2 protein-coding genes are annotated in these 1,185 nt (G+C 73.5%); both read right to left on the bottom strand.

What is annotated here, in order from left to right:
- Positions 1-294, bottom strand: a 294-nt coding sequence (locus DMC18_RS14515; RefSeq protein ID WP_199232580.1) for a hypothetical protein, incomplete at its 3' end; no start/stop codon positions are given.
- Entirely contained in the window at positions 291-1,040 is a 750-nt protein-coding gene (locus DMC18_RS14510; protein ID WP_158285910.1) for a TrbG/VirB9 family P-type conjugative transfer protein, read from the bottom strand. The genes DMC18_RS14515 and DMC18_RS14510, both read right to left, overlap by 4 nt.
- Positions 1,041-1,185 lie beyond the last annotated feature (145 nt).

Below are 1,185 nucleotides of genomic sequence, written 5' to 3'. Positions count from 1 at the left end.
GTCGACGGTGAACTGGGGACCGGGGATCGCGGCCGGCGGGGCCTCGACCTTGGCGACCTGGGCCAACGGCGCGGCGGCGGCCGGCGGCGAGGCGACGGGCTGGCGCTGGCCGGCGTCGGCGCGATGGCTCGACAGCCAGACGAACACGGCCACGCCGAACACGCCGAAGCCGGCCATGATGGCGAGGTTGGAGACGCCGCCGCTACGGCCGACCACGGGACGGGCCTTGGCGTCGGCGCTCGCCAGGTCGTCCTGGACCTCGGGCGTCAGGCGCGGATCGATGTCGTTGGTCATCGGGCGCTCCCCGTCGTCAGGTCGCGTCGCCAGGCGGTGTTGACCACCGTGGCGCTGGCCTTGTCGCTGCGCAGCACGAAGCGCGGCGCCAGGCGGTCGACGACCAGGTAGCCGTCCTTCACGAGCGCGTTGGCCAGGCCCTCGACCCCGTCGGAGCCGATGACGAAGATCGCCGGCAGCTCGGCCTGTTCGGGCCAGGCGAAATAGGTGGCGCGGCCGTCGTCGAACACGCGCGAGGGCGCCACGGCGGAGGAGCCTTCGATCGTGTAGGCCGTGTTCTGGGCGCTCGGCGCGGCGGGCCGGACCGGCGCGGCGACGCTCGGATACTGGAAGCGCACCACATAGGCCGCGTCGCTCGTCGGCGCGCCGGCGGGGGCGATCGACAGTTCGAAGACGTAGCGGCGGCGGTCGGTGACCACCGTCATGTTGGTGGCCGGGGCGCGGTCGATCGGCTTGAGGAACAGCAGGGTGGCGCGCTTGTTCGGCGTCACCTGCCAGCCCAGGGCGTCGCCGATCGAGACGTTCTCGATGCGCTCGTCCGGGCCGAACTCGATCATGGTCTGGAAGCCCATGAACCCGGTCAGGCGGTGCACCCGGTCGGCGTCATAGGGCAGGGTGCGGATGTGCGGGTCGGCCGGCTTGGCCGCCGGCGGCTGGACGATGGCCGGGGCGACCGTCTGGGCCTGGGCCGCGACGGAAGCGACGAGGCCGCAGGCGATCGACAGGGCGAGAAGCGGACGCTTCACGGGCGATACTCCGAAACTGGAACGCGGGGTCACTGGTCTCTCCGGGTCCCGGACGCGGTGCGGCGGGGCGAGGCGGGGCGGCGGTAGCTGGCGCCGAGCGGGACGGCGGCGGTGGCTGCGGCGGTGGAAGGCGAGGCCGACGGCG

The sequence above is a fragment of the Caulobacter sp. D5 genome, assembly GCF_003185805.1.
In the GTDB taxonomy this organism is placed as follows: Bacteria; Pseudomonadota; Alphaproteobacteria; order Caulobacterales; family Caulobacteraceae; genus Caulobacter.
Note: the sequence above shows the minus strand (reverse complement) of the source record. Positions and strands in the feature narration are given on the sequence as shown.